Below are 18526 nucleotides of genomic sequence, written 5' to 3' on the forward strand. Positions count from 1 at the left end.
CGGATGCTGATCGCACTCGACGACGCCGCCTGGGCGAGCCCGTGGCGGCGTCGTCGCGTCAGCGAGAAGGTGCTGTGGTGCGTGAGCCTGGTGCTCACGGCGCTCACGGCTGAGGTGGTGCCGGGGACGGCGCTCGTCGGGGTGCTGTCCGTGGTGTTGATCCTTGGCCCCGCGGGCATACCGATCGGCGTGTTGGTGCGCGCCGTCAGCCTGCCCGCGGTTTTCATCGCGCTGGGTGCGCTCTCCGTGCTGCTCTCCGTTGGCGCGAACCCCAGGAACCCGTACTGGCAGTGGGGGTGGCTGTCGATCACGGCCGATTCGCTGGACATGGCCTGGCGGCTGGTGCTGCACGCGCTGTGCGGCACGTTGGCGGTGCTGGTTCTGGCTCTCACTACCCCGATGTCTGACCTGCTGCACTGGCTGGGCAGGCATCGGGTGCCACAGCCGCTCATCGAGGTGTCCGCGCTCACCTACCGGCTGCTGTTCACGCTGCTAGCCACCGCCGCCGCGATCCGCGACGCACAACAGCGGCGCTGTGGCCGGGCGGGCGTCCGGGCCGCGGGGGCTGCGGTAGGCACTTTGCTGGTGCGCAGCTGGGACCGCGCCCGTCGGCTGGAGGCCGGACTGGCGGCGCGCGGCGCGGAGGAATCGCTGGCGACGACGATGCGGCTTCCGCCGCGCAACCCGCGGATGCTGCTGGGCTGCGCGGCGAGCGTCGGCGCGATCTGGTTGGTGAGTTGGTTCGCATGGTGATCCTGGAAGCGGCGAATGTCACGCTCAGCTACGGCGCGCACCGGGTGCTGACCGATGTCTCGGTGCGGATCGAGCGGGGCAGCCGCACCGTGCTGATCGGCTCCAACGGCTCGGGCAAGACCACCTTGCTGCGCGCCCTGTGCGGCAGCCACCGCCCGGAGCTGGGCGAGATCCGGCTGGCGCAGGAACCCCTCAGCTACGGCCGAGCCGGGCTGCGCGCCCACCGCAGGCGGGTGCAGCTGGTGTTGCAGGACCCCGACGATCAGCTGTTCAGCGCCGACGTGGCCCAGGACGTGTCGTTCGGGCCCACCAACCTGGGGCTGGGGGAGGAGGAGGTGCTCGGCCGCGTCGCCGAGGCCCTCGACCTGCTGTCCATCACGCACTTGGCTGGCCGGCCCTGCCACCAGCTCAGCTTCGGGGAGCGTAAGCGGGTGGCGCTCGCGGGCGCGATCGCGATGCGACCCCAGGTGCTGCTGCTGGACGAGCCGACCGCGGGCCTTGACCCGGTGGGTGTTCAGGAGATGCTGCAGACCCTGGACCGGCTGCGCGACTTGGGCACCACGCTCGTGTTCTCGACGCACGAACTCGACCTCGCGCTCGCTATCGCAGACCAGGCCGCGGTGGTGCACGACGGCCGCGTCACCGTCGGGGATCCGGTGGCGCTGCTGGGGGACGAGGAGCTGCTGGCCGCGGCCAGGCTGCGCAGGCCCACGATGCTTGAGGTGGCCGCCCAGCTCGGGTTGGCTGAGCGGCCGCGCACCGTGGCGGAGCTGGTGGCCGCGCTGCGTCGAAGCTAGCCGACGTATGCCCACTGCACGACGGTGCGCAGCGGCTTCCAGCCGCGGAAGGAGCCGATCCGATCCGACACCTCCACCGCCATCCGGGTGAGTTCACCCCCGTGACGGGCGTGCAGATCGGTCAAGCGGATCTCGGCCTCGATGGTGACGCCGTGCGCCACGAACCGTCCCCCTGCGGGCAGCCTGGCCAGGGAGGCCTCGGCCACGTCGGCGCTCAGCCCGCCGCCGACGAAGACGGCGTCGGGTTCGGGCAGTTCGTCCAGGCAGTCCGCGACATCGCCGGCGATCAGCCGGCCGCGCTCGGCCAGCCCGAACCGGGCCAGATTCTCCTGCGCGTTCACCAGCCTGTCCGGCCGGCGCTCCACCCCGACGCCGCGCGTCGTCGGGTGCGCGCGCAGCCATTCCACGAGGATGCTGCCCGCGCCGACTCCCAGATCCCATAGGGTTTCCCCAGAGCACGGCCTCAGGTGGGCGAGCGCGGCGGCGCGGATGATGCGTTTGGTGATCAACCCGTCGTGGACGAACGCGTCGTCGGGCAGGCCAGGAACGAAGGATTCAAGATGACTCATCGCGGCTATTCTTCCACGGACGTGGCTGCGCGCACCGGTATCGATCTTTACCACCATGGCGACCAGGACCTGGCGCGAGGACTGATCGACTTCGCGGTCAACGTGCGCGCTCACGAGCCGCCGCCTTTCATCGTCGAGGGGCTGCGCCGGTCGGTTCCCAGCTGGGCGGCCTACCCGGATGCCCGCCCGGCGGCAGCCGCGCTGGCCGAGCGCTGGGGGGTTCCGCCGGAGATGGTGCTGCCGACGAGTGGTGCGGCTGAGGCGTTCACGCTGATCGCGCAGGCGCTGCCGGGGGAACTGGCGGTTGTGGTGCATCCGCAGTTCACGGAGCCGGAGGCGGCGCTGCGCCGCGTCGGGCGTCGGACGCTCCGCGCGATCCTGGGCGGCGACTTCACGCTTCGTGCCGAGGCCGTGACGCAGGAGGCGGACCGCGTCTTCGTCGGCAACCCCACCAATCCGACGGGGGTGCTGCATCCGCGCCGGACCCTGCTGGCGTTGGCCAGGCCGGGGCGGGTGCTCGTCGTGGATGAGGCCTTCCTCGACGAGGTGGGCGACGAGCACTCGCTCATCTCCGACGACATGTCGGGGCTCCTGGTGGTGCGCTCGCTCACGAAGGTATTCGCGGCGGCGGGCGTTCGGGCGGGCTACGTCGTCGGAGATCCCGAGCTGATCGACCTGCTGCGCCGCCAGCAGACGCCGTGGTCGGTGAGTTCCCCTGCGATCGAACTCATGCGCCTGGCCTGCGGAGAGGCCGCCCGGGAGTACGTGGTCCGGATCGCGGCCGAGCTGCCTGCCCTGCGCGCGGATCTCGTGACCAGGCTGCGGGAACTGGGGCTCAGGGTGGTGGAATCGAGCGCCCCGTTCGTCCTGGTGGACACCGCCGCGATCCGGGCGAATGTCTCCCTCAGGGGCGAGCTGAACGCGCTGGGGATCGCCGTGCGTCGGGGGGAGACCTTTCCCGGCCTGGGGCCGACGTGGCTCAGGTTCGCGGTTCGCACCCCGGAACTCCACTCGAAGCTGGCGGACGCGCTGGCCCGGATCAAGGAGGCCGGATGCTGAGTCGGGCCGTCGGCATCGCGCTCGGGGTGGTGGCGGACCAGGCGTTCGGCGACCCGAGGCGCGCCCACCCCGTTGCGGCCTTCGGGGCCACGGCCCAGCGGCTAGAGAAGCGCACCTACCGCGACGAGGTGGCGGCCGGAGCGGGGCACACGCTGGCGCTTCTGGTGCCGCTGGGGGTGCTGGGCTGGCTGGCGGAGCGGGGGCTGCGTCGGCGACCCTGGTTGCACGCGCTCGCGACGGCCGCGGTCACGTGGTCAGTGTTGGGGGCACGTAGCCTGGCGCGCGAGGGGGGCCGGATGGCGGAGCGGCTGCGGGCATCCGATATTGATGGGGCGCGGGGGCAGCTGGGTAACCTGTGCGGCCGCGACCCCGACCAGCTGGATGCGCCGGAACTTGCGCGGGCCACCATCGAGTCGATGGCCGAGAACACGGCGGACGCGGCCGTGGCGTCGCTGTTTTGGGGGGCCGTCGTGGGGATGCCGGGGATGCTGGTGCACAGGGGGGCGAACACCCTTGACGCGATGATCGGCCACCACAACGACCGCTACGAGCGCTTCGGCCGGTTCGCGGCGCGCCTCGATGACGCGCTGGATTTGCTGCCCGCGCGGATCACTGGCGCGGTGATCGCGACGCTGGCGCCCACCGTCGGCGGCAGCTCCCGCTCAGCGTGGCGCATCCTCGCACGCGATCACGCCAAACACCCCAGCCCCAACGGCGGCTGGTGTGAGTCGGCGATGGCGGGCGCGCTGGGGGTGCGTCTCGGCGGGCGCAACGTCTACTACGGCGGGCGCGTAGAGGTGCGGGGCGATCTCGGCGACGGTCGCAGGCCGGGGCCCGACGATGTGCGCCGCTCGGTGCGGCTGGTCACCGGGGCGACGGGCGTCGTCGCGGTCCTGGCGGTGGGCGCGTGCGCGTTGCGTGACGTTGGCTCGCGCTAGCGCCCCCGGAGCCGGTAGAGTTCTGGCTTACGCGAGTGGCCAAAGCCGATTTTGACCCGAGAGGTGTAACGGCCTAGGATTACTAGCTGTTGCGCGCGAAAGCGGGCTTGCTCACGTGCCCCTTGCAAGCAACCCCCTTTAGCAAGAAGTAAACAAGTTGGAAGTTGGTCTACGTCCGTGTCTACGTACACCCCCAAGCCTGGCGAAATCGCCCGGAACTGGCATGTGATTGATGCCGAGGATGTCGTCCTCGGACGTCTCGCCGTCGCCGCCGCGACGCTGCTGCGTGGCAAGCACAAGGCCACCTTCGCCCCTCACGTCGATGGTGGCGACTTCGTGATTGTCGTCAACGCGTCTAAGATCGCCGTCACTGGCAACAAGCGCGTTGATTCGAAGCGCTACACGCACTCGGGTCGCCCGGGTGGCCTCAAGGAGGTCTCGATCGGCGCATTGCTCGAAAAGGACCCGCGTAAGGCCGTCGAGCGTGCTGTGTGGGGCATGCTGCCGAAGAACAAGCTGTCGCGAAAGCTCATCGGCAAGCTGAAGGTTTACGCAGGCCCCGAGCACCCGCACGCTGCGCAGAAGCCGCAGCCGTACGAGATCACCCAGATCGCCCAGTAACGGAGAGCGCAGAGAACTTATGAGCACTGAAGTTGTTGAGGAGACCGTGGGCGAGGAGATCGTCTCGTTCACCGATGAGCAGAACCGCGAGATCGCGTACCGCTCTGACTCCAGCCCGGCAGTCGCCGAAGGCACCCAGTCCCGGCCGGCGGTTGTCGCTCCCGGCCAAGCGGTTGGCCGCCGCAAGCAGGCCGTCGCCCGCGTTCGTATCGTTCCCGGCTCCGGCCAGTGGAACATCAACGGCGGCCGCAGCCTGGAGAACTATTTCCCGGACAAGCTGCACCAGCAGACCATCAACGAGCCCTTCGTGGTAGCCGGCCTCGTCGGCTCCTACGATGTCATCGCTCGCATCGGCGGCGGTGGCCCCTCCGGTCAGGCTGGCGCGCTGCGTCTCGGCATCGCCCGCGCGCTCAACGCGGTGGACGCCGAAGCCTCGCGCCCCGCGCTGAAGAAGGCCGGCCTGCTTACCCGCGACGCGCGCGTCCCGGAGCGTAAGAAGGCAGGCCTCAAGAAGGCTCGGAAGGCCCCGCAGTACAGCAAGCGCTGATCGCTGCCCCCCTTTTCACGCGAAGGACGGAACCTCTTTGAGGTCCCGTCCTTCGTTGTTGTCGTGTTGCGCCGGCTGGGTGGGTAGAGTTCGGTTACATGGCACGTCTATTTGGAACCGACGGGGTGCGCGGCACCGCGAATGTGCTGCTTACGGCCGAGCTGGCGCTTGACCTGTCCGTCGCAGCAGCTCATATCCTTACCGAGATCGGCGCTTTCCGGGGCCCGCGGCCGTTCGCTATCGTGGGTCGGGACCCGCGCGCTAGCGGAGAGTTTCTGGAGGCCGCTGTCGTGGCGGGATTGGCCTCCGCAGGGGTCGACGTAGTGCGGGTAGGGGTGGTGCCCACACCAGCCGTCGCCCACATCGTGGATCGCTCGAACGCCGAGTTGGGCGTCATGATCTCCGCCTCGCACAACCCTATGCCGGACAACGGCATCAAGTTCTTCTCCCGCGGCGGCGTCAAGCTGGCCGATGATTTGGAAGACGCGATCGAGCAGCGGTTGGGTGAGGAGTGGACTCGGCCAACGGGGGGCGACGTGGGGCGGGTCCGCTACGCACCGGAACTCGTCGACGACTACGTGCAGCACCTGACGGATTCGCTGGGGGACATCAGCCTCGCGGGACTCAAAGTGGTGATTGACGCCGCCAACGGTGCGGCGGCCAAGACCGCAGTTGCGGCATTCCGCGCCCGGGGTGCGGACGTCGTCGCGATCCATGATCAGCCAGACGGGAACAACATCAACGACAATTGTGGGTCGACACACCTGGGGTCGCTGCGTGAACGGGTGGTGGCGGAGCAGGCCGACCTGGGTATCGGCCTCGACGGTGATGCGGACCGCTGTCTTGCCGTCGACGCGCAAGGCAACGTGGTTGACGGCGACCAGATCCTCGCGATCCTCGCGATCTCGCTCAAAGAACAGCACCGGCTGATGTCCGACACACTGGTGGCGACAGTGATGAGCAATCTGGGGCTGATCAACGCCATGCGCGAGCACGGTATCCGTGTGGACCAGACGAAGGTTGGCGACCGTTACGTCCTGGAGTCGATGAACGCCAACGGCTTCGCGCTGGGCGGAGAGCAGTCTGGCCACGTGATCATCAATGAGTACGCCAACACCGGCGACGGAACGCTGACTGGTCTGCACCTGGCGGCCCGAATGGCGACTACCGGCAAGTCGCTGACCGAGTTGGCCAGCGTCATGACGGTGATGCCGCAGGCGCTGGTGAATGTGCGTAATGTCGATAAGCTCCGGGCAGGCGTCGACAACAAGGTGCAGCATGCGGTGGCGGAGGCGTCGCGGCTGCTTGGCCAGTCCGGTCGGGTGATCCTGCGGCCTTCGGGTACCGAGCCGGTGGTGCGCGTCATGTGTGAGGCCCCCACCCAGGAGCAGGCCGACGAGATCGCGGCCAGGCTGGCCGAGGTTGTCGCCCAGCGGCTGGCGCTTTGACCCACACAGGTCGATCCACCACAATTGGCTCCAAGCCACAAGTCAAAAGGAGAGCCCAATGCTCGCGGAACCCGCTGTTCAGCTCAGGCTGCTAGGTCTGGCGGAGGTCGATGGTGAATTGGCTCGCGTGACGCACGCAGCGAAGTCGCTCCCTGAGCACGCGAAGATCCAGGCGCTGATGTCACGCAGGCAGGAGGCCGCTGACGTGTTGACAGCTGCCACCACGGCCGCCGACGACCTGGCGGTGGCTGCCGAACGCGCGGAGCAGGATCTGACCCCGGTCAGGGAACGACTGGCCCGCGACCAGCGGCTGGTTTCCGACGGCAGCGTCACGGATACCAAAGCGCTCCAGGGGCTCCTGCAGGAGATTGAACACCTCAAGATCCGGATCTCGAAATTGGAAGACGTGCAGCTGGAAGCGATGTCCGCTGCCGAGGAAGCGGTCGAGACGCGCGATCAACTCGCGGTTAGGAAAGCCGAGGTAGAAGACCAGCTCAGGGAACTGGTGCGCACCCGCGACGCGCAGGTTGCGGTGCTCAAAGAGGAGGCGCAAGCCTTGGTGGCCAGACGCAAACCGATCGCGTCGTCGCTGCCCGAGGCGTTGATGAAGCTGTACGAGAAGCTGCGTGCGACCACCGGGATGGGCGCAGCCCGGCTGGTGCAGGGCAAATGCGGCGGCTGTCAACTGCCGATCACGGTCTCTGATCTCGCGGAGCTGAGGAAAGCGCCCGCTAACCAGGTGCTGCGCTGCCCCGAGTGTGACCGCATCCTGGTGCGCACCAAGGACAGCTGATGCGACGCCACCGGCTGGACGCGGTGCCCGCCCAGGCGCGGGCTGGTATCCGTCGGCTCCGCGACGACTTGGGCCTGCCCGCGCACTTCTCTCCGGAGGCAGTGGCGCAGGCGGAACGGCTGCGGGCCCACCCGCCCAAGACCGATGCGCACGCGGACTGGACCCACGTTGAGTTCGTGACGATTGATCCAGCTTCCTCGATGGATCTGGACCAGGCGCTGCACATTGAGCGCGTGCCGGGCGGCTATCGGGTGCGTTACGCCATCGCCGATGTCGGCCACTGGGTTGAGCCCGGTTCGCCGCTCGACGCAGAAGCGCACCGGCGGGGCGAGACTTTCTACGCCCCGGGGGCACGCATCCCGCTTCACCCTCCGGCGCTCAGCGAGGATGCCGCCTCGCTGCTGGCCGACGGTCGTCCCCGCCCGGCTATCGTCTGGACCCATCTGCTGGATGAGCGGGGTCAAACGGTGGAGACCACGCTGACGCGTGCTTTGGTGCTGAACCGAGCGAAGCTTGACTACTCCGGGGTGCAGCGAGATCTGGATGCGGGTCGGGCACACCCGAGCATCGCGTTGTTGCCCGAGGTGGGTCGTCTGCGGCAGCGGCTGGAGATGGAACGGGGCGGCATCAATCTGCGGCTGCCGGAACAGGAGATAGTTGAGGTCGCTGACGGCTGGGATTTGGTGTTTCGCGCGCTCCACCCGGTGGAGGCCTGGAACGCGCAGATTTCGCTGCTGACCGGCTTCCGGGCGGCCAGGCTACAGGTCGATGGCGCGGTGGGCATCCTGCGCGTCCTGCCTCCTGCGGAGGACTTCGCGATCGCCCGGTTGCGCAGGCAGGCGCGCGCGGTCGGCGTCGACTGGCCGCAGGGGCTAAGCTACCCGGACTTCGTGCGGGGGCTGAGCCCGGAGCGGCCGCGTGAGCTGGCCGTGCTGGTGAAGTGCACGATGCTGTTTCGGGGAGCGGGATACGCGCTCGTCGGGGGAGAGGGCGGCACCGTTCACAGTGCGCTTGGTACGCAGTACGCGCACGTGACGGCTCCGCTGCGACGCCTGGTCGACAGGTACGCGCTTGAGGCTTGCTTGGCGCTGGCGGAAGGCCGGGAGGTGCCGGACTGGGTGCTGGCCGCGCTGCCCGAGCTGCCCGCGACGATGCGACGGGCGGGCACGCTCGCCAACGCCTACGAGCGAGGGGTGATGAGCATCGCCGAGGCCCTGGAGCTGGCGAACCGGGTGGGGGAGAGCTTCGACGGCGTGCTGGTTGATGTGCATCCGAAGACGGGCCGTGGGCTGGTGCAGATAGCGGAGCCCGCCGTCGAACTCCAGTTGCAGGCGGAGCAGCGCGACGTCGGTAAAACCATTCGGGTGCGGATCGAACGGGTGGATGTCGACGCCGGCGAGGTGCAGCTCGCGCGGCTCAGCTGATCGGGGTAGAGTTTGTGGCGGACGAGTCAGCCAGATGATCGCGGCCCTTGTGGGGCTGAGGAAAGTCCGGGCTCCGCAGAGCACGGTGGTGGGTAACGCCCACCCGGGGTGACCCGAGGGCAAGTGCAACAGAAAGCAAACCGCCTGGCGACAGGTAAGGGTGAAACGGTGGTGTAAGAGACCACCAGCGCGGCAGGTGACTGTGGCGGCTAGGTAAACCCCACCGGGAGCAAGACCAAGAAGGCCTCCGGGCCGCGGACACCGATCGAGCGCTGCTCGCGCGAGGTGTTCGGGTAGGTCGCACGAGCGGCGCGGCAACGCGTCGCCTCAGATAGATGATCATCCGATGACAGAACCCGGCTTACCGGCTGGCTCGTCCCCTCCATTCTCGAATATCGCCCCTAGTGGGCGATATTTTAGTTTGGTGGCGGGGCTTTTAGTCAATGCTTGGCAATATTAGGAAATGCCGGAAAACACAAAAAGCAGAGCGCAACGGAGTGCAAAGCAGGGTGCTTCGGCGTCTCGCAGCGCACACAGAGCGCACAGAATCGGTGGCTGCCGGGGACGCAGAAAAGGCCCCACCCGCAGTCGGGTGAGGGTCTTGATGTGGGGCTAGTTGAGGATGCGCGTAGCGAGCGCTTGCACGACCTGGCATTGAGGCTGGACCTGGTTGGTGAGCGCGATGAGCACCTGGTGCAGCATCTTCAGTACTTCCGGGGACTTACTGCCGTGGAAGTCCCGGTCGAGCCGCTGGGCGGCGCGCAGCGCCAGCGGGGTGGCCTGCCCGGATTCTTCGCCGAGAAGCTGGGACTCTACGTGGTTGGCGCTGTTCGAGCCGCGGTCCCGGAGTTTGTGGGATGTCGATAGCGCGCCCTGACACGTGCTCAGCGGAGCCGGTTCGCCACCCGGAGCCCATCCAGGCATAGGCTTGAGGCTGGGGGAGCGCTGGATGGTCTCCCAAAGTTTCTCGACGATTTCGCGGACGCCGTTCTTCATTTTGGACTTTGCGGTTGCTCAAAAAGGTTCGGATTGGGCACGAGTTCTAGGCATTTCAGTCCTTTCTTTTCCGGGATGATTAAGTGCATATTCCGAAGCCAGGGTAGGATCAGAGCATGCGAAAAAGGCTTGTGGGAATTGGTTTGGCTATGCTGGCGCTCGTGGGCTGCGGGAGTGGGGAATGGGGCGCGGACGCGCCAGCTCCCCCGCCTCCCGCGACCCCCAGCGCAGCTCAAGAGGCTGATATTCCGAACGTCGAGGTCCCGAGCCCAGAGGCCCCTCTGGCGGATGGGCCGACGACGCGCGCCCAAAATTGTGGCCGACCCCGGCCTCGTGGCAGCGATGGAGTGTGAGCCGGTCGACCCGGGGTTGATCGAGCGGGGGCATTTTGACATTGGTACTCCGACTCGCGCCGTTCAGGTTGAGATCGGCGAGGGGCTAGCGGGGGGGGCGAAATCTGGTGGCTCGTGGCATACGACATGCCAAAGGACGATTCATACCCTGCGCGAGTTCGAACCTGGATCAGCAATGCCCCCGGCCTGGCCGAAGTGAGGGAAGGGGAGTGGCGAGATGGGAAATGGATCGAGGTCTACCCGACTGGCAATACCCCCTGGCTGAACGTTCACTGGGATGCAGGACGCTTGGCCAGGGGGCAGGCCGCGCTCACTAAGGCGCTTGAGTGTCTCAGCGAGTGATTACCACGCGAAGGCGGTCTTCGAACCCTCGCATCCCGGAGTCGGACCCGAGTAGGTGACGCGCATCGTCGAGGCCGGGTTGCCGATGCAGATCGCCGCCGAGCAGCGCTGCGACCCGACCTTGAGGTTGTCCCCGTGCCCGTAGCCGAGCTTCGTCAGCGTACCGACCGGGGCACGATTTTAGCTGTCGCGCCCAGCTCGCAGTTGCTACTCCGCAGAGTGGTGGTCCGAAGCCAGATCCAGTTCTTTCCCTGGTGGACCCCTCGGCGCAACTCCACGCGAAAGCTGTGCGTGCTGAACTCCGAAATGCTATCTTTGCCCGCGAAACTCACCGAATAGGGATTGATCCTATCGCCAGCATTTGCCATGGTTCTTTCCTTATCAATTGTTCCTCCTTCCCCGACCCGGGCTTGGGTCAGGTGCTCTCTTAGATGGGACCGACCTGCGCATCTAGGTGTGATGTCCGGTCGGGTTGGTGTGGTTCGTGTGGTGCGGGCGTGTAAGGCGAGGGCCTCCTGTGGTGGAAATGGGGCTGTACAGAAGCCAGCACCTCCGTCGGGGAAGCTTTCGTGTCCCGCACTACCCGTTCGAATGCTGTTTTGATATCACGAACCCGACTGAGGCTGACCCGGGTCGTGGTCGAGGGCTGGGCCTTCAAGAAGTTCTACCCTGCAGAAGCAGGCCGCCTCGCCGCGCTACCGGGCCGGGTCCACCTCTACAATCACCACAGGCCCCACTCCGGGATCGGGAAGAAACCACCGATCACGAGGCTGAACAACCTGACTGAACATCACACCTAGGAGGTGACCGGTTTGAGAGCATTGGAGCCCGTTGCGGAGCATCCCTGGTTTTCGGGGGCACTTTTGACTTTGCTCGCCGGCTTCGTCTGGTTGGTTGCCGATCACACCGTGGCCCTGGTGATGCTGCTGTTGGGTTGGGCGCTGATCGGCGGCACCGGGTTCTTGAAGATGATCTCCCGAAGATCCAACGCGGTATATGTGCGCGCCGTCTACCGCAAGGCGAATGACCGCCGGGAGCTTCGCGACGATGAGACCGCTTACACGTTTGTCTGGCCCTTCGACGAGCCCCCCGTGGTGGGCAGCTGGGTGACCCTTCCGGCGCGGGGCCGAGTCAGACGCGGCGTGATCGTGGGGCCCGGATCCAGCGCGGATTACGCAGGCAATATCCTTCCGGTACGTTCCGTCCTGGCCGATCGGGCTCTGGTAGCTGCGCCGGAGACGAGCCACCTTCCGCCGGTAGAGCTGGATCTGCCAGCCCAAGAGCCCTGGGGAGAGCTAGTGAACAAGGCGGAAGTGGCTTATCCGCACCGGCACATCACCGAGCTGGTCACCGCATGTGGATTGCGCGGCATTGATCTTCCCCCGGAGCCGATTTGCGTCGACATTCGCGATGCCGTGCTGGCCCCGACCGCTGATGAGCGTTATCCCGCTGTGATGATTGATGGCATGTGGGTGGGCAATCTCCTTCGGACAACGACGGAGCTGTCCGCCGAATTGCGTCGGCTAGCCGACCAAGGTCTGGGGCTGAAGGTCGGGCTGACGCTCTCCGCCTCCGACGGCAGCGAAATGAGTGACCCACGGCTGACCGTCCGATTCCCCAAACCAGACGAGGTAGCGGCCCCAGAGGGGCTGCCGGAGGGCGAGTTCGTTCTCCTCCCCCGAGGGAAGCGCTTGCACATCCTGGGCGAAACGGATCATGCCGAGGCTCTTGTCGGTTTGCTTGACGGTTCAGGGCAACGGCGAGTCGCCGCGGAACTATTCCTGCTGGATGAAGCTGCGCAGCGCGCGCGGAAGCCGACGGTGGGGGTGCGGATCGGGGGGAAGCCGGTTGGCTGGCTTGGCCCCGCGTCCGGGGCGCATTTCGTCCCGATCATCGAGGCCTGCGCCAGCCGGGGGCTGGCGGTGTGTTGCCGGGCGCTCGTGCTGGGCAATCATCTGAAGTCCGACGTGGTGCTGGAAAGCGCTCGGGCCGGAGAACTGAGCGAGGACTGGATCCTCCACAACGTTTATCGACGGTGAGGGCGGCGAGTGATGAGAACCACTCACGTAGGGCGAAAAAATGGCGGCTGGGAACCCCGCCCAGGGCCGTGCACACTGACTGCGAGAGGCACACCTCCGACCGGATTCGGCCGCCTTGCCGCCGGGTTGATTCGCTTGATTCAGGTGATCGCTTCAGCCGAGTTACTGGTTCTGCACCCGGGCCTTTAGTAGCTTCTTCCCGAAGCTTGATTGGAGCATCAGGAATTGGGAGGGAAAATGACAGAAACGATGATTCACGCCGCTGTGCCGCCGAAACCCAAAAAGAAACTTGGTAGGGCAGGGACGGCAGCCATTATTGGGACGGCTGCGCTATTCATCGGATACTCTGCGGGGAACAACGATGCGCCTGGGCCGCGAGCGGCGAGTGTCCCGACTGCCTTCCGCACAGTCGAAGTGACTCGGACCCCCGAACCCGTTGTGTCCACCGTAACCGCGTACGCGACCGTGGAAGTGACCGTTGAGTCAACGGTGACGATCACCGAGCCCCCCGTCGCTCCGGCGCAGCCGGTTCCAGTCGCCGCTCCCGTTGAGCCGGAACCGGAGCCGCTCACGTCTGAGCCCGAGCCGGCACGGGAAGCGACGCGGAGAAAACCGGAGCGTGAGAAGAAAACGAGCTACAAGAACTGCGATGAGGTGCGCAGGGCGGGGGCGGCGCCGCTCTACGCGGGCCAGCCGGGTTACAGCAGGAAGCTCGACCGCGACAAAGATGGGGTGGCCTGCGACGAGTAGACCACGAGAAGGGGGAGGAGCCGTAGGGCTCCTCCCCCCGGTTGAGGATCGTCGTGGAGGTCTTCCGGGAGGTCACCTCGGCGGCGGGTTCTTCCTGAGCCTGTCGACGCTGATTGAGCCGCCCGGCTCCTGCACCGCGGTGTCGATCGTGACGAAGTTGAACGTCTGCATTTCGGCCTTGACGGTCTTCGCTCGGGAAAGGCCGATACCTGGGAAGTAGGACCCGCCATCCTTCATCTTCATCAGCTCGTCGGTGACGCGCACCCCCACCTCAGGATAGTAGTCACCGCCGATCTGGAGCAGATACTGCGCCTTCGAGCGGTCGTCCGGACCCTTCGGATTGTTACGCACGAGCCGCGCGTCAATGGCGACGTGCACGGCCTCGATGTCAGCGGTATTCCACTTCATCTCCTTGCCCCAACCATGGAACACCAAGCCGTTGCGGGGAGGCAGCACGACGCGTTTCGCTCCGTCGAAGCGGATGTCGGCTCTGGGGATGTGCGGGTTGCCGGTGAGCGAGTGGTTGTAGACGGCGCCGTCAATGCTCTGCGTCTGGACGTGCACCCATTTGCCCGCCTTGGTCAGCACGTGCATTCTGATCTGGCTCAACTCCACGCGCGTGTTGGTGGCCGCGTTCTTCGGGCCGGGCGTGATCGTCAGCCAGGGCACGACCGCGTTCCACAGTTTGTCGGATCGGTAGTTCCCGTGCACCAGATTGTTTTTCCAGTATCCGGGGGTGTTGCTGCCGCGCGGGTTGTTGCCCATCACGACGTAGCCCGGGCCGACCATGCGCCCGGCGGAGCCGTCACCAAGAACGGCGTCGTTCTTCAGCTCCATGTCCTTGACCATGACATCGACGTAGTCGGCGTTTTGCTGTCCTTGGCCGGAGTTGCCCCCACCGGGGCCCGAGCCGTTTCCTTGCCCCGGCCCGGCGGAGTTCTTGCCGACGACGATCACCGGGTCGCTGTAGGCCGTCATGATGAGTCCGGTCCTGGGGTCGCGCACGCGCTCGCCGTAGATGAGCTGCTTGCCCTCGTCCTCCTTCGTAGGAACGTAGGTGGCCTGGTATCCGTTAGGCACCTCGTGTCCGTCGCGCAGCCGGAATCCGTGGTAAGGCACGCCGTGACCGTAGTCGCCAGTGACCCGGGTCACCGGCTCGCCGACGCGCACCACCTTGCCAGGCGGGCCGAACTGAGGCTTCCGGTTGATGGGCATGCCCTGAGTGTTGACGCAGGGCGGGGGAGGGGGATCTGCTTTCGAGGGGCTCGTGCTCAGCACCAGGCTGGCCGTGATCGCACAGGCGACCATGATCTTGTAACCGATGTTTCTCAATCTTGGCTCCTTTGCCTAGGGGACCGGATTCGACTCCGGTCGGTCTCCCTGAACAAACCCTAAGAGAAGCCTGAAATGCTTGGCAAGGGGTATCGGAAAAATTGTTCCGCTATCTTGCGCCGTAGGGCAATCAATCCGCTGGTCAATCCGCTGGTGTGTGCGTACTCCGCGGGAAAGACTAGCCGCCCGGATGGTTGACCTCTCCGGGCGGCTGATCTGTGAGTTACTCAGGAAGAGTTAAGATTTCGGCGCCGTCATCGGTGACGACGATGCTGTGCTCGAACTGCGCACACCACGACTTGTCCAACGTGGTTACGGTCCAACCGTCATCCCACACCTCGGACTCGTAGTTGCCGAGGGTGAGCATGGGCTCGATCGTGAACGTCATTCCCTTCTCCATCCGGGTGTCGAGCAGGGGCTCGTCGTAGTGCAGAACCACCAATCCGGAGTGGAACTGGGTGTGCACCCCGTGGCCGGTGTAGTCGCGCACCACCCCGTAGCCGAAGCGTTTCGCGTAGCTCTCGATCACGCGCCCGATCACCGAGAACGGCCTGCCCGGCCGAACGGCCTTGATTCCGCGATTCAGCGCCTCCTGGGTGCGCTCGGCAAGCAGGCGATGCTCCTCGGAAACGTCGCCGCACAGGAACGTGTAGCAGTTGTCGCCGTGCACCCCGTCGTAGAAGGCGGTGCAGTCGATCTTCACCAGGTCGCCGTCGCGCAGCGGACGAAGATCCGGGATGCCGTGGCAGATGACCTCGTTGACCGACGTGCACACCGACTTCGGGTACCCGCGGTAGCCCAGCGACGACGGGTAGGCCCCGTGGTCGAGCATGTACTCGTGCGCGATCCGATCCAACTCGTCCGTCGTCACGCCGGGACGCACCGCCTTACCGGCCTCGTGCATCGCCCGGGACGCGATGCGCCCGGCGATGCGCATCCGCTCGATGACGTCCTCGCTTTGGACATGCGACCCGGTGTACGGGGTGGGTGCTTCCTTGCCGACGTATTCCGGGCGCGGAATGGAGGCGGGAACCGAACGGATGGGGGTGATCTGATGCGGAGTGATGGTCACCGCCCCAGCCTACCGCTCAAGCCAACGCAATGCTGTTCATGGCCCCTTCGACCTCGCCGATGGACTCGGGGTGGTCAATGGTGGCCGTGCCCACCGCCACCGCCAGCTCGTCCGGGCGCCCCAGCTCCGCGACATAGATGTACACCACATCGCCTTTCACCCAGTCGGCCCGGTCCACAAGCACGTTCGCCTTCAGGAACCAGCCGGACTTCCCGCCCACCGACCAAGCCTCGTCCACCAGAACCTCCTTGCCCGTGAAGTCGTCGTAAAGCCACGACGAGGCCATGCAGCTGAGAATGTTGTGCGCGGCCTTCTTGGGATCCGAGAACCCGTCGGACTTCTTAACGGCCCCCACATCCACGCCGGCCACCCAGTTGGCGGTGATTCGTTTGGTGGTGGAGTTCTGCTCCACCATCCACGGCATGTAGTCCTTGTTGTCGTTCCAGCCTCGGCTTGTCGGGGCGACGATAGACAGCCCGCCGCCCAGCATCCGGCCGTCCGATTGGATGACGGAAACAGGGGTCCCGCGATTCGGGCAATGCTCGGGTCGGCCGCCCTGCGGCGGCGGCTCGGGCGTCGGTGAGGAGGACATCTCGTTCCACGGTTTGACGGTGGGACGGTCGCTGCGCTCGTCCTCCAACGCCGAGAGCCTGTCCTCCCCGCGCGGCAGCAGGAGGACCCCGGCGACGCCCAACGCCACGGCGGCCACGAGGGCTATAGCCACGATCACCCAGCGCCCAGAGGAACCCTGCTCTGGAGGCTGTTGCGGGTACCCCTGCGAGGGAGAATATCCCCCAGGGCCGGTGGGTGGAGGCGGGCCGTAGCTGTGGCCAAAGTAACTGTTGTCGTTGGGCGGGTAGCTCATGGAGCCAATTCTATTGACGCTCGAAGGTCACCACCGTGAAGGTTTGGCAGACTGAGGTCATGGACAAACAAGCAGAGCACGTCTTCCGGGCCATCGAGGAGCACAACGTCAGGTTCATCCGGCTGTGGTTTGCCGATGTTCTTGGGTCGCTGAAATCCGTGGCCATCGCACCTGCGGAACTGGAAGGCGCACTCGCGGAGGGAGTCGGCTTCGACGGCTCGGCAATCGAGGGTTTCGCTCGGGTCTACGAGTCCGACATGGTTGCGCACCCCGATCCGTCAACCTTCCAGATCCTGCCCTGGCGGCAAGAGGGCGACGTCGCAACCGCCCGAATGTTCTGCGACATCCGGCTGCGCGACGGTTCGCCCAGCTACGCCGACCCACGCTACGTTCTGAAACGCGCGGTGCAGAAAGCCAGCGACGCGGGGTACACGTACTACGTGCATCCGGAGATCGAGTTTTTCGTGCTCTCGACCCTCAACCCGCCCACCCCGTTGGACAGCGGCGGCTACTTCGATCACACGACGCTCGGCAGCGGGACTGACTTCCGGCGTGAGGCCATCCTCGGTCTCGAACAGATGGGGATACCCGTCGAGTTCAGCCACCACGAGGGCGCTCCGGGCCAGCACGAGATCGACCTGCGCTACGCCGACGCGCTCACCATGAGCGATTCCATCATGACTTTTCGGGTCATCGTGCGGGAGTCGGCGATCATGCAGGGCGCGCATGCCACCTTCATGCCGAAGCCGTTCACGCGCTACCCAGGGTCGGGGATGCACTCGCACCTGTCGCTGTTCGAGGGCGACATCAACGCGTTCTACGACGCCGCCGACGAATACCAGCTGTCGAAGACGGCCCGACACTTCATCGCCGGCCTGCTGCGGCACGCCCCCGAGATCACTGCGGTGACGAATCAGTGGGTGAACTCCTACAAGCGGCTTGCGGCCGGGGATGAGGCCCCCGCCCACGTGTCCTGGGGCCGCAACAATCGGTCTGCGCTGGTGCGGGTGCCGCAGTGGACGCCGGGAAAGCCGGACAGCGCCCGCATCGAGTACCGGGCGCTCGACTCGGGGGCTAATCCCTATCTGGCCTACGCCGTGCTGCTGCGTGCCGGGCTGAAGGGGGTCGAGGAAGGGTACCCGTTGCCCGCCGAGGCCGAGGAAGCAGTGTGGCGGCTATCCGCTCGTGAGCGACGCGCAGCCGGGATTGACGAGTTGCCCAGGAACCTCGACGGAGCGCTGCGCATCATGGAGAACTCCGAACTGGTGGTGGACACCCTCGGCGAGCACGTCTTCGAGCACTTCCTACGCAACAAGCATGACGAGTTCGAGGCTTACCGCCGCCAGACCAGCCAGTGGGAGATCGACCGGCACATCAGCGTGATGTGAGGGGGAAGGCTTGTGCGACCTCGTGGGCGTGGGCGCCCGAGGCGCGCACCTCAGCCGCGGGGTAGTCCAGCCGCCCGGTGGCCAGGGCGAGAAACGTCTCCGGCGAAAGCTCCACCACGTTGGGCGGGGTACCGCGAGTGTGCCGGGGCCCGCCGCCGAAGCCCAACTGCACGGCGGCGTAGGGAGGCACCCGCAGCTCTATCGACCGGCCGCCGTGCAACTCACCAAGCCGAGCACAACCTGCTCGCACGCAGGCCGCCAACACCGTAGGCGGCAACTCCTCGTGCCGGGCAGCCACGTCGAGTAGCACGTCGGTGAGGTCGGGGCGCTTATTGCGCAGCGCAGCATCGAGCGCGGTCAAGTCGGCAAGCCCGGTCAGGGCGGCGACGACGGCCTCGGTGGGGCGAAACATGCCACGAGCCTAGCCGAGCCGCAATTAA

The 18526-nt window shown here is 66.3% G+C and carries 18 protein-coding genes and 1 other RNA gene; 13 read left to right on the top strand and 6 right to left on the bottom strand.

Annotated features, from left to right (window positions below; all coding sequences use genetic code 11):
• Nucleotides 1-3 precede the first annotated feature (3 nt).
• Nucleotides 4-753 (top strand): cobalt ECF transporter T component CbiQ, encoded by a 750-nt coding sequence (gene cbiQ, locus EII42_RS09115; RefSeq protein ID WP_125171816.1) that lies wholly within the window; start codon nt 4-6, stop codon nt 751-753.
• The gene (locus tag EII42_RS09120; protein WP_370318112.1) at nt 738-1550 is read left to right on the top strand and encodes an energy-coupling factor ABC transporter ATP-binding protein; all 813 of its coding nucleotides are present in this window, start codon (nt 738-740) and stop codon (nt 1548-1550) included. Before cbiQ ends, EII42_RS09120 begins: the two co-directional genes overlap by 16 nt.
• On the opposite strand, the gene cbiT is transcribed toward EII42_RS09120, so the two are convergent.
• Nucleotides 1547-2119, bottom strand: coding sequence for a precorrin-6Y C5,15-methyltransferase (decarboxylating) subunit CbiT (gene cbiT, locus EII42_RS09125; RefSeq protein WP_125171818.1), 573 nt, complete (start codon nt 2117-2119; stop codon nt 1547-1549). The two genes, EII42_RS09120 and cbiT, sit on opposite strands and share 4 nt — an antisense overlap.
• Between cbiT and cobC the strand changes: the two genes are divergently transcribed.
• The 8 genes from cobC (at nt 2111) to rnpB (ending at nt 9329) form a co-directional block, all read left to right on the top strand.
• Nucleotides 2111-3178, top strand: coding sequence for an Rv2231c family pyridoxal phosphate-dependent protein CobC (cobC, locus tag EII42_RS09130; protein WP_125171819.1), 1068 nt, complete (start codon nt 2111-2113; stop codon nt 3176-3178). The genes cbiT and cobC overlap by 9 nt on opposite strands.
• On the top strand, nt 3172-4116 hold the full coding sequence (locus tag EII42_RS09135) for a cobalamin biosynthesis protein (protein ID WP_125171820.1): 945 nt from the start codon (nt 3172-3174) through the stop codon (nt 4114-4116). Before cobC ends, EII42_RS09135 begins: the two co-directional genes overlap by 7 nt.
• A gap of 177 nt (nt 4117-4293) precedes the next feature.
• Nucleotides 4294-4737 carry a 50S ribosomal protein L13 gene (rplM, locus tag EII42_RS09140; protein WP_125171821.1) on the top strand — a complete coding sequence of 148 codons (444 nt, stop codon included), beginning with the start codon at nt 4294-4296 and terminating at the stop codon, nt 4735-4737.
• Between the two features lie 19 nt (nt 4738-4756).
• Nucleotides 4757-5284, top strand: a complete 528-nt coding sequence (gene rpsI, locus EII42_RS09145; protein WP_125171822.1) for a 30S ribosomal protein S9 — start codon at nt 4757-4759, stop codon at nt 5282-5284.
• Between the two features lie 98 nt (nt 5285-5382).
• Nucleotides 5383-6732, top strand: coding sequence for a phosphoglucosamine mutase (gene glmM, locus EII42_RS09150; protein WP_125171823.1), 1350 nt, complete (start codon nt 5383-5385; stop codon nt 6730-6732).
• Nucleotides 6733-6790: 58 nt separating this feature from the next.
• A complete protein-coding gene (locus tag EII42_RS09155) occupies nt 6791-7525 on the top strand; it encodes a zinc ribbon domain-containing protein (RefSeq protein WP_125171824.1) in 735 nt (244 codons plus the stop codon).
• Nucleotides 7525-8949, top strand: a complete 1425-nt coding sequence (locus EII42_RS09160; RefSeq protein WP_125171825.1) for an RNB domain-containing ribonuclease — start codon at nt 7525-7527, stop codon at nt 8947-8949. The genes EII42_RS09155 and EII42_RS09160 overlap by 1 nt, the downstream gene beginning before the upstream one ends.
• A gap of 22 nt (nt 8950-8971) precedes the next feature.
• Nucleotides 8972-9329: RNase P RNA component class A (gene rnpB / locus EII42_RS09165), an RNA gene on the top strand.
• A 232-nt stretch (nt 9330-9561) separates the two neighbouring features.
• Here the strand turns inward: rnpB and EII42_RS09170 are convergent.
• The gene (locus EII42_RS09170; protein ID WP_125171826.1) at nt 9562-9945 is read right to left on the bottom strand and encodes a hypothetical protein; all 384 of its coding nucleotides are present in this window, start codon (nt 9943-9945) and stop codon (nt 9562-9564) included.
• A 1507-nt stretch (nt 9946-11452) separates the two neighbouring features.
• Between EII42_RS09170 and EII42_RS09175 the strand changes: the two genes are divergently transcribed.
• Entirely contained in the window at nt 11453-12679 is a 1227-nt protein-coding gene (locus EII42_RS09175; RefSeq protein WP_125171827.1) for a hypothetical protein, read from the top strand.
• Nucleotides 12680-13150: 471 nt separating this feature from the next.
• Entirely contained in the window at nt 13151-13429 is a 279-nt protein-coding gene (locus EII42_RS13510) for an excalibur calcium-binding domain-containing protein (RefSeq protein WP_233558335.1), read from the top strand.
• Nucleotides 13430-13501: 72 nt separating this feature from the next.
• Here EII42_RS13510 and EII42_RS09185 read toward each other — a convergent pair whose 3' ends face one another.
• The 3 genes from EII42_RS09185 to EII42_RS09195 form a co-directional block, all read right to left on the bottom strand.
• Nucleotides 13502-14761 carry a hypothetical protein gene (locus EII42_RS09185; protein WP_125171828.1) on the bottom strand — a complete coding sequence of 420 codons (1260 nt, stop codon included), beginning with the start codon at nt 14759-14761 and terminating at the stop codon, nt 13502-13504.
• A 223-nt stretch (nt 14762-14984) separates the two neighbouring features.
• Complete coding sequence (gene map, locus EII42_RS09190) at nt 14985-15833, bottom strand: type I methionyl aminopeptidase (RefSeq protein WP_125171829.1); 849 nt, start codon at nt 15831-15833, stop codon at nt 14985-14987.
• Nucleotides 15834-15849: 16 nt separating this feature from the next.
• A complete protein-coding gene (locus tag EII42_RS09195; RefSeq protein ID WP_125171830.1) occupies nt 15850-16698 on the bottom strand; it encodes a hypothetical protein in 849 nt (282 codons plus the stop codon).
• 92 nt (nt 16699-16790) lie between these two features.
• Here EII42_RS09195 and EII42_RS09200 point away from each other — a divergent pair, with 92 nt between their 5' ends.
• Nucleotides 16791-18086 carry a glutamine synthetase family protein gene (locus EII42_RS09200; RefSeq protein WP_233558337.1) on the top strand — a complete coding sequence of 432 codons (1296 nt, stop codon included), beginning with the start codon at nt 16791-16793 and terminating at the stop codon, nt 18084-18086.
• Here EII42_RS09200 and EII42_RS09205 read toward each other — a convergent pair.
• Entirely contained in the window at nt 18073-18498 is a 426-nt protein-coding gene (locus EII42_RS09205) for a sterol carrier family protein (RefSeq protein WP_125171832.1), read from the bottom strand. The genes EII42_RS09200 and EII42_RS09205 overlap by 14 nt on opposite strands.
• Nucleotides 18499-18526 lie beyond the last annotated feature (28 nt).

The organism is Tessaracoccus sp. OH4464_COT-324 (genome assembly GCF_003932855.1).
Lineage (GTDB): Bacteria > Actinomycetota > Actinomycetes > Propionibacteriales > Propionibacteriaceae > Arachnia.